We start from the raw sequence: 11,946 nt of genomic DNA, 5'->3' as shown, positions 1-11,946 counted from the left end.
CCTCCCTGCGCTGTTCGCTACTGCCCGTTGAGGCGAGCGATCTGTGCGACGAACCTCAGTCGTTCCGGGTGCTCCAGGTCCAGCAGCTCATCGAGCGGCCAGTGGAAGTGATAGGCGAGGTACGCGACCTCCTCGTAGAGCAGGTCGGCCGCGTACGTCACGATTCCCCCAGGCGGCCACCGGCGAGATTCACCGCGAACTCCTCCTGGCAGGCCGGACAGGTGACGGCGGCGCGGGTGTGCCCCTCGGCGTTGATCCGCCGGTAGAAGTCCTGGAGAAAGGCCAGGTCGGAGGCGAAGAGGTCCTCGATGATGCCGGGGTGGATGTCGTCGATCGTGCCGATCCGGGTGACGACCCGGGCGATGAGCACGACCGAGAGGTACGCGGAGTTCTCCCGCACCCGGTCGTCCCGCAGCGGTACGAGTTCGTCGCGCGCGGTCGCGAGCCGCATGACGCCCGTATGGTGCACCACGCCCGCATCGTCGACGTACCCGCGCGGCAGCTCGAAGGTGAACTCGGTACGGAGCGTGTCCCGTTGGCCGGTCCGCCCGCTCCCGCCGGCCGGGAGGTGCGCGTCCGGCCGTTCGAAGGCCTCCGCCGGAGCCGTACGTCGCATCAGTCGAGTTCCATGCTCTCGTAGGTGATCGCGAGCTTCTCCGTCAGGACCGAGGTGTCACCGGCCTTGAGGGTGCCGATCTCCAGGGACTTCGGCCAGGCGTTGATGAGCTTGTAGCGCTTGATGGCGATGCCCTCGTGGTCGTACACGATGACCGCGCCGTTGCGGCGGGCCGCGGTCATCCGGCCGAACCGGGAGTCCTTGATCCACCGTTCGAAGCTGTTGTCCTCGGTGAGACCGCGGGTCACGGTCACCTCACCGGCCTTCGGCCTGCCGGGGAGCTTCTTGATGGCGTAGCGGCCGTCCGCGGTGTTCTGCTTCAGCTCGATGACGTCCTGCTCCATCTTCAGACCGCTGACCTCGGTGATCTGCTTGATGACGACGCTGTCGAATTCGAGGCCGAAGGAGGCCCCGACGGTGCTGTCGAGATCGGGAAGTGGCACAACAGGCTCCTTTACCGCTTTAACCGCTTGGTGGACCTCAGGACGGCCGCGCTGCTACGGCCCGGCTCCCGGCGGCGCTACTCGTCGACGCCGCCGGTGCCCCCGGTCAGCTGGGAGAGGCGGAAGACGACGAACTCGGCCGGCCTGACCGGTGCCACCCCGATCTCGCAGATGACCTGACCTGCGTCGATGCTCTCCGGCGGGTTGGTCTCGCGGTCGCACTTGACGTAGAACGCCTCTTCCGGGGTGAGCCCGAACAGCGCCCCCTTGCGCCACTCGTTGACCAGGAACGCCGAGACTGTGCGCCGGATACGGGCCCACAGGGCGTCGTCGTTCGGCTCGAAGACGACCCACTGCGTGCCGGCGAGGATCGACTCCTCCAGGTAGTTGAAGAGGCGCCGGACGTTCAGATAGCGCCAGGCCGGGTCGGAGGCCAGCGTGCGCGCGCCCCAGACCCGGATGCCGCGCCCGGGGAAGGACCGGATGCAGTTCAGCCCGATCGGGTTGAGCAGATCGTGTTCGCCCTTGGTCAGCTGGGTCTGGAGGGCGACCGCCCCGCGCACGACCTCGTTGGCCGGGGCCTTGTGCACACCGCGCGACTCGTCGTTGCGCGCCCAGACCCCGGCGATGTGGCCGCTCGGCGGGACGAGCCGGGCGCGCCCGGACGAGGGGTCGGCGACCCGGATCCAGGGGTAGTAGAGCGTGGCGTACTTGGAGTCGAAGTTGGCGCGGTCGGTGCGCCAGGCGCGGATCTGCTGCGGGCTCAGTCCCGGCGGCGGGTCGAGAATGGCGACGCGGTCGCCCATCAACTCGCAGTGGCCGATCAGCCCCTGCTGCACGGCGATCACCGACTCCAGGTCCAGCAGACCGCGTTCGTACGCGCTCATCAGGTCGGGCACGGCGATGGTCGTGACCTCTTCGACCGCTTCGAGCCCGCCGAGCCCGGTCCGGCGGTCGGGGTCGCCCACGTACAGCTCGGGGGTCAGTGCCCCGGCAGCGGGTGAGGCGGGCGCGGCGGGGGCCAGGGTCACGCTCTGCGGCCCGGGTTTGGCCGGGGCGGCTCCGCGGGCCGTCTCGCGTATCTCGATGAGCTCCGACTTCGCGTTGACCCGGGTGGCGACGTTCTCCTTGCTGCGCTTGGTCGTGACGCTCGGGTACGTCTCCGCGACCTGCCCGTCCCGCTTCACGATCAGCTGGAAGACGTCGGAGGGCGGATCGTCCCCCTCCGCCTCGGCCACCTCGACGGTCACCTCTCCCGTCACACCGGGGCGGGGCTTCACCGCGTACGGCCCGAGCTGTGTCTCCGACCCCGCGGGCAGCTGCCCGGCGCCCTGGTCGTCCTCCCCGTCCGCCGGGGGCTCGGTTCCGTCACCGATGCGCACCACGTAGCAGACACCACCGCCGTTGGCGAAGAACCCGTACACGGCCGACGCCAGATACGTACCGTCGACGAAGTCACCGAACGTCCCGGCGAACTGGCTCCAGTTGGTGATCAGCGTCGGCTCGTCGAACGGGCCCTTCTGGGCGAAGCCGACGAAGGCGGCGACCGAGGTGCCCACCCCTTCGATCGGCCGGGACCCGGACTCGATCTCTTCGACGTAGACGCCCGGGGACAGGTACGACGGCATGTGAGTCTCTCCTTGGCCGGGGAACGCCCGCAATTCTTGCCAGAGCGGCGATCACCGGGAACGGACACTCGGCCGCCCACCCGTGCACCGGCCGCTGCCCGATCAGGCAATGCCCCCGCGCTGTACGTACCGGCGGGCGCTGCCCCGATCGCGGTGCTCCTGCCCTGCGTATCTCGCGGGCCCCGCGCACACCCTGGGACGCCGACAGGGACATCTGCGGCCGGGAGGGCGGATGAGGGAGGTTCCGGAGAAGGGCCCCGCCTCTGGCCGTACCGGCGACGCTTCCTCTCGTACAGCTGGCCCGCGTACGGACGTCTCCCGTACGACGACCGCACCGGAGCGCCCACCGGGCGACCGCCCGGCCCCCGCCCCCCGCAGCCTGCAACGCCTGCAACGCGCGGCGGGCAACAGGGCCGTCTCCCGCCTGGTGGCCCAGCGCTACACGGCCCCGGTAAAACCCTCCCCCGCCCAGGCGCCCGGTTTCCGGAAGGTCAAGGCGGATGTGGCGGCGAAGAGGGGCCGCCTGGCCGCGCACGCCCCGGCCGCCACGGAGTCGAAGTCGGCACAGGACGCGGCGGTCGCGCCTCCCGACGACAAGCAAGCCCAGGGCAAGGCGGCCAACGCGGAGAAAATGAACGCCGCGAAGCCGGGTGAGTTCAACAAGCAGGCGTTCATCGACGCGGTGAACAAGGCGATCGACGCGCAGGCACCGAAGAACCTGGACCAGGCGGACAAGTTCTCCAAGTCGGGCAAGGCAGATCAGATCAAGGGCGAGGTCGACGGGAAGGTCAAGGACGGGAAGGAGTCCTCGGCCAAGGACATCGACACGGCGACCAAGGCCCCGCCGGACACATCGGCGGCCAAGGAAAAACCCGTCACCCCGATGTCCCCCGACCAGGCACCCGCCAACCCCGGCGCCCCGTCGCCGGCGGATGCCACTCCCGCCCAACAGCCCGCCTCCGTCACGGACTTCTCCGAAGGCCCGGCCGCCAACGACCAGGCGATGGCGGACGCGGAGGTCACCGAGGACCAGCTCGCCAAGGGCAACGAGCCCGAGTTCGACCAGGCCCTCTCCGCGAAGAAGACCGCCGAGACGGACTCCGCGAAGGCCCCCGCCAAGGGCAAGGCGGCCGAGGCCCAACAACTGAGCACCGCCCAGGCCGGGGCGGCGGCCTCCGGCGCCCAGGCCATGACCGCCCTGACCGCGACCCGGGCCTCGGCGGGCAAACAGGTCGACGGCGGCAAGGGCGAGACGAAGTCGAAGGACGAGAAGAGGCGCGCCGAGGTAACGGCGAAGCTGCAGAAGGTCTACGACGGTACGAAGAAGGACGTCGAGGAGACCTTGTCCGGGCTGGACAAGAAGGTCGACGACAAGTTCACCTCGGGCGAGAAGGCGGCCCGGGACGCGTTCACCGCGGACCACAAGCGCCGGATGAAGGCGTACAAGGACAAGCGGTACTCGAGTTGGACCGGCAAGGCGCGCTGGGTCAAGGACAAGTTCGCGGGCCTGCCCAAGGAGGCCAACAACCTCTACCAGGAGGCCCGCAAGCTCTACGTAGCGAAGATGCAGGGCGTCATCTCGTCCGTGGCCGACATCATCGGTGCGGAGCTCGGGAAGGCGAAGGCCCGTATCGGCAAGGGGCGGGCGGAGCTGAAGGCCGAGGTCGACAAACTCCCCGCCGATCTCAAGCAGTTCGGGGAGGACGCGGCGAAGGACTTCGCGGGGAAGTTCGACGACCTCGAAGCCACCGTCAACGAGAAGTCCGAGCAGCTCATCCAGGATCTCGCGCAGAAGTACACCGCCGCGCTGAACAAGGTCGACGAGGAGATCAAAAAGCTCCAGGAAGCCAACAAGGGCCTGATCGACAAGGCGAAGGACGCGATCGTCGGCGTCATCAAGACGATCAACGAGCTGAAGAACCTCCTGCTCGGCATCCTCGCCAAGGCCGCCTCCGCCATCATGAAGATCATCAAGGACCCCATCGGGTTCCTCGGCAACCTCGTACGCGCGGTCGGCGCCGGGCTCCAGCTCTTCGTCACCAACATCGCCGAACACCTCAAGACCGGCGTCGTGTCCTGGCTGCTGGGCACCGCCGTCAAAGCCGGCCTCGAACTCCCGCAGAAGTTCGACCTCAAGGGCATCATCCAGCTCATCGGCTCCCTCCTCGGCCTGAGCTGGGCCAACATCCGCGCCCGCATCACCCGCAAAGGCATCCCCGACCAGGCCCTGACCGCCGCCGAACAGTCCGTCCCCGTCGCGAAGAAACTCGCCGCCGAGGGCCCCGCCGGCGCCGTCAAGGAAATCGAGTCCGAGGCCGGCGACCTCAAGGCCACCATCCTCGAAAAACTCACCAGCTACCTGATCCCCACCGTCATCATCGCCGGGATCACCTGGATCATCTCCCTCCTCAACCCCGCCTCCGCCTTCGTCCGCGCGGTCAAGGGAATCATCGACATCGTCACGTTCATCGTGAACCAGGGCGCCCAGATCGTCGAATTCGTCAACGCCGTCCTCGACGCCGTCATCGCCATCGCCAACGGCGGCTCGGCAGGCGTCCCGAAAATGGTCGAGGCCGCCCTCGCCGCCAGCGTCCCCCTCCTCATCGGCTTCCTCGCCTCACTCCTCGGCATCGGCAACCTCGCCAACAAAGTCAAATCCGTCTTCCACGCCGTCGCCAAACCCGTCAACCGCGCCATCGACAAAATCGTCAACTTCATCACCAAGGCAGGAAAGAAACTCTGGGCGAAGCTCAAGGGGAAAGGCGGGGAGAAGGAGGGCAAGAAGAGTTTCGACGTGAAGAAGAAAGCGAGAGAGCGCCTTTCTGACTCCACGAAGGTCGCATTCAAGAGCAAACGGAACCTGGACGGATTACTACGGCAAACTCTGATCGAACTGAAACCCGAAGGGCTCAGAGACCTATACGCAAAGCCAAATGGAAGCAATACGGGAAAGTACATCATAATTGCCCGCGCAAGCCCTGCAACGCCAGTCGGGGGTGCACAGGTAGACAATACAGAACTGGGAGAAAAGGAGCGCGATGAAATTTTGGCAGGGATAAAAATTCATCTCCCTAGCCACGCAATGGAATTTCTTCCGCAAGTTTACCAGAACTGGTGGGAAAGCCAGCTCGCCAAGAGCTTAATCAGTAACAAAAAAATCTGGCCCAGTCGGCAGATATTTCCAGTGAGCGAAAAGCCTGCAATGGACTACTTGGCAAGGCCGTCGACACGAGAAAAACTTTTGCCGCACTTCGTCCAGGCCAATCGACTGAAGCCATATGGCCACACCAAGGTCTTCGCAGACTATGTCTTCGTCAAAAGCGCAAACTCCGACCATTCCGTACGCCGTGAATTTCTACGCGAACTCGGCAATGCAGCAGTTCCGGAAATCAAAAAGACGGGGATCGACACCACCGAAAGACTCGAACCAGATTCGGACAAGAAACAAAAGACACTGGAAACACTCGCAACGTTAACATTCAAGCCGGACGAAAATGATTACGGAAGGTTCTCCCCCCTTCCCAACAGTCCCCCCGCCGCCGACCAGCGACTCAAAGACGCCGTAGAAAAGCGTGGCATAATCGACTTCATGAAGGACATGGCGAGTGAGAAGGAAAGCTCCGAGGGGATCACACTTGATGAGCTCAAGACCTATTGGAACGGAACTGGCAGTGAGCGCAACCCGAACAGGGAGTTCCTGAAGACTGAATTCAGGAAGATCAAGTCTGGGCATCACGAATGGATACCCACAGACTACATGATCAAAATGATCGAGCTCGCAATCAGTCAGGGACGCACTCCTGCGGCTGTGCAGTGGATAGACCTGCAAAACAACCTGCGCTCCTTTACCGCCCACGTGATTTGGAAGGTGCGGGTGGTAGAAGATCCGACGGCAACAGGCAGTCATCAACTGGATGCCCACGCTGGCGCTTTTGCCGACGCCCAAGGAAATCACATATTCAACGGACGCGACGCCCAATGGCATGACGGCCTGCGCGGTTATTTCGATACATTCATAGAGCGTTATCCAAATGGCACACCCAAACGATTCCTAGGCATCATGACCGCCTTACTCAAGCGGGGATACTTGATGTGGGATGGGGACGATACGGCGTATACCGAAGATCAGCGAAATATCACCGTTGAAGCGACTTACAAGGCCGTGACCGTAATGCCGAATGAGGCTGTCGAGAGAGAGTCGGTCGAGAACATAAAGCTTTGGAAACTTGCCCTGAGGCAACGCATGAACTACGAGCGCGTGGAGCAGAACTTCCGAGACGCAGGTATAGGCCTTCTATAAAGGGTGAGATACGTTGACGTTCTCTCTTGATTCGGCAATGGTTGAAGCACTGTCCGACACCCTCGGGCACAGCGAACCGTTCGGCACCAGCGAACTGGCCTCGATCACTGAACTGGCAACAAAATACTCTACCGATCTCTCACCCCTTGAGTACTGCACAAATCTGAGAATCGCCATCCTGATCGGCTGTGACCCGGTTTCGCTCGACAGTCTCAGCGGGCTCGAAAGAATGAAGTCACTCACCATCCAAGATAGCGGACTTCGAACATTTCTCGGACTTGGCCGGCTCAGCATACAGAAGCTACAGACTCCCAGGAACTTTATTGAGGACCTGACCCCTTTGCTCGACTTGAAGCAACCTTGCGAAATAGACGTGACAGGAAATCCGCTTTCCTTATCATCCTATTGCGAGACAATTCCCGAGCTATCCAGTAGAGGGCACCGCGTAAAGGCGTCAGGGGAGTTGCCCTGGAAGGTGACACATCGCCTTCATTCCGAAGGGGTTCAGGTTCGCTGCTACCGGGGACGTAATGGATATCATCTCTGCCGCCCTGGGCTCTCTCTGACAAGATTTCCGGACTACAGTCACCCCGTTATTTCCATCGCGCAAGTCAAGGAACTGCTGACGGGCTCGCCTCACCAGGCCTACTCATACTTCAAACGTGACGACCTGATGCCCCGTCTACTCCACTAACCTCGATCGTTCATGAGTCCTCGTCGGTGTGCTGACGGGGGCTCTGTGTTTGCGAGGTGCGGTCTTTTCGGGGTGGGGCACGTTGACGGCCCGGCTGTCGCGTCGAGTGGGCGCCGGGTTCCACTTTCCCGGTGGTACGGATCGTTGGGGTGGTCGGTGTGGCTGGTCAGCCGGGGCTCGGCAAGGCATTGAGCCGGTCGATTGCCCGGGTGATCTCGTCGGTCCAAGGCCATCGGGCGGCGAGGCGGAGCCAGAGGCGGCGGCCGGTGGTGACGAACTGGGCGGCGGCGGAGAACAGCCGCAGGCGGAGCTTCTTGGGTTCCCGGCGGCGGGTGGTGCCAGTCAGGGCGAGCATCGGCATCCTGGAGATCGAGTGCGAGGGAGATGATCTCCAGCCAGATCCGGTTTTGTGCGGTGTCGTGCAGGGGCAGGTTGCGCAGGCCGGTGTCGCGGGCGTTTCGGATGCGGTCCTCGCAGCGGGCTCGTCGTCGGTGGCGCAGTTCGAGGTCGGCGAGCTGACCGCCTTTGGGGTTGGTCGCGAAGCAGGTCAGTCGCAGTCCGCGCCAGGGTGCGGCCATTCTTTGCGGACGATCAGCCGCATGCCCTTGGGCCAGGTGCTCAGATCGGGCATGTCAGTGATCTCCGTGGCCCAGGCGCCGGGCCGTTCGGTGCCGCCGGCGTCGTAGGCCGGTGTCCATGCTTTCTTCGGGATCTTCAGGACGGCTTGGTGGATGGCGTCGGTGGTGGTCATTCCGACGGAATAGGACAGCCACCGGCCCCAGCAGGAGAGCCAGTCGAGGAAGGCGTGGGTGCCGCCGGCGGAGTCGGTGCGGATCAGTGTCTGCCGGCCCCGCCGCAGGTGTTTGGGGGAGTTGAGCCAGGGCGAGCCCAGTGGTGGTGATGTGATCGCTCGTGGTGTTGGAGCCTGCGTTTCCGGGCCGCAGCAGCGCGGCCACCGGCTCTCCGGACCCGGCCTGGCCGTGGTCGACGAACGCGACGAGCGGATGATGGCCGAAGGTTTTCTTCCAGGTCGCGGTGGCGTCCTGCTTCTCGGAGTGCGCAAGGACCAGCACGCCGTCGATGTCGACGATCACGTGACCATCGGCGGCCGGACCGTTAGCCCCGGCCAGTTCCCAGACCCGCGAACGTACTTCGGCTCGTGCCGACCGGATCGCGGTGAGTGCCTTCGGTCCGGCTGTAGCGAGGGCGTCGATGAGCCGTGAGACCGTGGGGTCGGACGCCACCGCGCCGAACACGTCGGGCTCGGCCCGCAGCATGGCGGCATCGGCGAGGCAGTCCCCGCCCAGAGCCGTCGCGAGCGCGACATCCAGCAGGACCTTGCCCGGGTCATGCACCGCCCGCGGCTTGCGCCACGGCGTCAATGCCACCGATATCGCGGTGTCCAGGCCGGACTTGCGGACCGTCTCGGCCAGCAGCACCGCCCCGGCCTGCGAGACCACCCCACAGCCACCGCCCTCGACGCGGACACGCAGGTACAACCCGATACACTTACTCACCTGGAGAGTGCTTCTTCCCTTGCAGCTGACAGGACCCTAGACAAGTCCCATCGTTGCAGGTCAGGAGCACTCTCCGCCGTTTTGATCAAGCCTTGGACGAGCACGCTCATGAAAGCCCGAGGCTAAGAGCTCCCCCCGGCGCATTGGGGTGGCGAGAAAGATATCTGAACAAAACCCGTGACGAGGCTGCCGTCACATTTGGCGCTTCTGTAGGCACCCAGCCGGGTTCGTTATGGCTGTTCACCATGTGACTTTTTGGAGTGCGTCGGTGCCTTTGGTCTCGTCGCCAATTACTCCAAGTGAGATTGTTATCAGAGGGCGCGCGACAGTATCGGCGACCTGTCAGTCGTCATCGACCTGGCAGCCCGGCACCCGCAGTTTTGGCGATGGAATGCGCTCGCTGCTCTACGCTAGGGCGTTCCGCAGCCTGTCGACACAAAACATCCAGCTGTATTCGGAAGAAGCATTGTCATGCGTCAGTATCCACCCTCACCGGCAGCGACTTCAGACCGTTGATGAAGTTCGACACCAGGCGCCTCGGTGAACCCGCAGGTTCGAGCGATGCCGACAGAGCGCGGCACGTCTCCTCGTACAAGACCCGTAGCTGCAAGCGCGCGAAATGAGCGCCCAGGCAGACGTGCGGGCCGTCGCCGAAGGAGACGTGGGGGTTCGGGGTGCGGGTGAGGTCCAGGGTGAAGGGGGCGGGGAAGACGCGTTCGTCGTGGTTGGCGGAGGCGTGGAAGACGACCACCTTGTCGCCGCCCCGGATACGGGTGCCCGCCAGCACCGTGTCCTGGGTGGCCGTGCGGCGGAAGGTGAGGACCGGCGGGTGGCGGCGGAGGAGTTCGTCGACGGCGGTCGCGAACCCCACCTCGCCGTTGCGCAGGCGACCGTACGCCTCGGGGTTCTCCGCCAGGAGGTGCAGGCCGCCGGGGGCCGCGCTGCGTACGGTGTCGTTTCCGGCGATCACCAGCAGGAAGAAGAACATCTCCAGCTCGGGGGCGGCCAGTTCGGGGTCCGTGGCCAGAGATGTCATGACGTCGTCGGCGGGGTGGCGGCGCTTGTGGGCGGCCAGCGCGTGCGCGTAGTCGAACATGTCGCGCAGGGCGGACGGGGAACGGGGGTTGAGCGGTTTGCCGTCCGGGCCGAGTTCCGGGGTTCCGGCCTCGTCGGGGTCCTGGTAGCCGATGACGCGCTGGGTCCAGTGGAGGAGGAGAGCGCGGTCGGTGTCCGGTACGCCGAGCAGGTCGGTGAGGTTGAGCAGGGCGTAGTCGTCGGTGACCTGGGTGACGAGGTCGCAGGTGCCGTCGCCGGCCCGCGCCTCGGTGACCGCGCGGGTGAGCAGGGACCGGGCGCGTTCGCGGACGACCGTTTCGAAGCGGTCGATGCGCTTCGGGGTGAAGGCGCGGCTGACGAGTGCGCGCAGGCGCCGGTGGTGCGGCGGGTCCTGGTTGAGCATCATGCGGCGGATGAACGGGAGGTCGGCGGGGTCCGGGTCGCGGATCTGGGTGGCGCCCAGGTACGAGGAGTACACCGATGAGTCCTTCAGGACCCGGACCACGTCCTCGTGCCGGGTGACCGCCCAGAAGCCGGGGCCCGCCGGCCAGCCGAGCACCTCCGGCTCCTCCTGCCACGCCACGGGGTGGTGGTCGCGCAGGAGGCGGTAGTGGTCGTGGGGGATGCCCCGCCCGTACTGCCTGGGGTCGAAGACGTCCGGCACGGACCCGGTCATGCGTTTGCCCCGACGTCCTCCGCGCCGCCGCCGTCCTCCGCGTCCGCCCGTAGGAAGTCCTCCACCACGCGGATCAGGTCGAGCGGGGCCTCGTCCATCGCGTAGTGGCCGCACGACGGCAGCTCCACCAGTTCGGCCCGGGGGAACCAGCGCATCCAGGTGGCGCGCTGCAACTCTGCGGACAGCGCCGGGTCGAGTGCGCCCACCACGGCCAGGGCCGGCACGGGCAACCCCTCGATCCGGTCGTGGAAGTCCTCGCCCGCCCAGGAGTCCAGCCAGGCCCGGAACGCCTTGGCGTCGCTGCGTTCGACCGAGCGGCGCACCATGCGGTCCAGCCAGCCCGCGGGGCGCCGGCCCCCGGTGGTGGTGTCGAGAATGATCCGCCGGTTCTGCGGGGCGTGCGCCGCCGCGGCGAAGAGTTCCCACTGCTCGGGCGGGAGAGGCAGGCCGGACGCGGGTACGGGCGAGACCCCGACGATCCTGCGCACCCGCCCCGGCGCGGCGGCCAGTGTCCGCTGGATGACGGAGCCGCCCATCGAGTGACCGATCAGCGAGAACCGCTCCCAGCCCAGCCGGTCGGCCAACGCGAGCACGTCCTCGGCCCCCTCGGCCGTGGTGTACGAGCCGTCCACGTCCCGGGCCTCGCCGTATCCCCGCAGGTCCACCACCGCGTACTGGAACGAACCGAGGTCCAGATCCGGCAGCACGGGGGCGTACGCGGAGCGGTCGGCGAGCCAGCCGTGCACCGCGATGACCTTGTGCGGGCCGTCGCCGTGCAGTTCGTGGGGCAGAACAGGCAATGCGGTCACGCGAACTCCTGTCGCCGTACGGAGTGGCCCGGTCGGTCACCGGCCCGGCCCTGACCACGGTGGCGGCAACCCCGATCTCGCGCAAGGCTCCACGCAAATGCCTCTGAAGCCAGGCCGGCAGCATCACTCCGGCAACCCCAGGTACGGCCCGGCGCATCCGGACGGAGCCACGGGCTGACGTCGACCGCCAGGGGAAGCCGTTCGAAG

The 11,946-nt window shown here is 65.6% G+C and carries 7 protein-coding genes and 1 pseudogene; 1 reads left to right on the top strand and 7 read right to left on the bottom strand.

Annotated elements, in window-relative coordinates:
* Nucleotides 1–17: 17 nt before the first annotated feature.
* From ACFVX4_RS07115 to ACFVX4_RS07100, 4 genes are all read right to left on the bottom strand, one after another.
* Nucleotides 18–161, bottom strand: coding sequence for a DUF6760 family protein (locus ACFVX4_RS07115; protein WP_093896703.1), 144 nt, complete (start codon nucleotides 159–161; stop codon nucleotides 18–20).
* Nucleotides 158–616 carry a hypothetical protein gene (locus ACFVX4_RS07110; RefSeq protein ID WP_389972708.1) on the bottom strand — a complete coding sequence of 153 codons (459 nt, stop codon included), beginning with the start codon at nucleotides 614–616 and terminating at the stop codon, nucleotides 158–160. Before ACFVX4_RS07110 ends, ACFVX4_RS07115 begins: the two co-directional genes overlap by 4 nt.
* Nucleotides 616–1,059 (bottom strand): phage tail protein, encoded by a 444-nt coding sequence (locus ACFVX4_RS07105; RefSeq protein ID WP_072488539.1) that lies wholly within the window; start codon nucleotides 1,057–1,059, stop codon nucleotides 616–618. The genes ACFVX4_RS07110 and ACFVX4_RS07105 overlap by 1 nt, the downstream gene beginning before the upstream one ends.
* Nucleotides 1,060–1,136: 77 nt before the next feature.
* Nucleotides 1,137–2,687 carry a phage tail sheath family protein gene (locus ACFVX4_RS07100; RefSeq protein ID WP_389972706.1) on the bottom strand — a complete coding sequence of 517 codons (1,551 nt, stop codon included), beginning with the start codon at nucleotides 2,685–2,687 and terminating at the stop codon, nucleotides 1,137–1,139.
* Nucleotides 2,688–2,919: 232 nt separating this feature from the next.
* Here ACFVX4_RS07100 and ACFVX4_RS07095 point away from each other — a divergent pair, with 232 nt between their 5' ends.
* Complete coding sequence (locus tag ACFVX4_RS07095) at nucleotides 2,920–6,987, top strand: hypothetical protein (RefSeq protein WP_389972704.1); 4,068 nt, start codon at nucleotides 2,920–2,922, stop codon at nucleotides 6,985–6,987.
* Between the two features lie 860 nt (nucleotides 6,988–7,847).
* Here ACFVX4_RS07095 and ACFVX4_RS07090 read toward each other — a convergent pair.
* The 3 genes and pseudogenes from ACFVX4_RS07090 to ACFVX4_RS07080 all read right to left on the bottom strand — a co-directional run bounded on the left by ACFVX4_RS07090 (nucleotide 7,848) and on the right by ACFVX4_RS07080 (nucleotide 11,739).
* Nucleotides 7,848–9,198: pseudogene (locus ACFVX4_RS07090) on the bottom strand (IS1380 family transposase).
* A gap of 469 nt (nucleotides 9,199–9,667) precedes the next feature.
* Nucleotides 9,668–10,930, bottom strand: coding sequence for a cytochrome P450 (locus ACFVX4_RS07085; protein WP_389972702.1), 1,263 nt, complete (start codon nucleotides 10,928–10,930; stop codon nucleotides 9,668–9,670).
* Nucleotides 10,927–11,739, bottom strand: coding sequence for an alpha/beta fold hydrolase (locus ACFVX4_RS07080; RefSeq protein WP_389972700.1), 813 nt, complete (start codon nucleotides 11,737–11,739; stop codon nucleotides 10,927–10,929). Before ACFVX4_RS07080 ends, ACFVX4_RS07085 begins: the two co-directional genes overlap by 4 nt.
* Between the last annotated feature and the right edge of the window lie 207 nt (nucleotides 11,740–11,946).

This window comes from Streptomyces sp. NPDC058240, assembly GCF_042882135.1.
In the GTDB taxonomy this organism is placed as follows: domain Bacteria; phylum Actinomycetota; class Actinomycetes; order Streptomycetales; family Streptomycetaceae; genus Streptomyces.
Note: the sequence above shows the minus strand (reverse complement) of the source record. Positions and strands in the feature narration are given on the sequence as shown.